This is a genomic window from Bradyrhizobium sp. 18BD (assembly GCF_054185225.1).
Window position 1 is genome coordinate 1 of record NZ_JAVAYL010000160.1, and the last position, 477, is coordinate 477.

Annotated in this window: 1 pseudogene; it reads left to right on the forward strand. The window is 67.1% G+C overall.

The features are described from left to right. Positions 1–477, forward strand: a pseudogene (locus RAD16_RS40865) (NAD-dependent dehydratase); the annotation flags it as partial.

Consider the following 477-nt stretch of genomic DNA (forward strand, 5'->3'; position numbering starts at 1 on the left):
CGGGCGACCGTTCCGCTTTCCGGGCTCCGCGACGCAATGGAGCTCGCTGACCGACATGACCGACGCCCGCCAGCTCGCGCGGCAATTGCTGTGGGCGGCGGAAACCCCGGCGGCGGCCAATCAGGACTTCAACATCGTCAATGGCGACGTCTTCCGCTGGAGTTGGATGTGGGCGCGGATCGCGGACTGGTTCGGGCTCGAACCCGCGCCGTTCGATGGCACGGTGCTGCCGCTGGAACAGCAAATGGCGGACGACGCGGCGGTGTGGCGCAGCATTGCGGAGCGCGATGGGCTGGCCGAACCCGATCTGGCGCGGCTGGCTTCCCCCTGGCATACCGATGCCGATCTCGGGCGGCCGATCGAAGTCGTCACCGACATGTCGAAGAGCCGACGGATGGGGTTTCTGGTCTATCAGCCGACCGACGACGCGTTCTTCGACCTGTTCCGCGAGTTGCGCGCGGAGCGGTTGATTCCGTG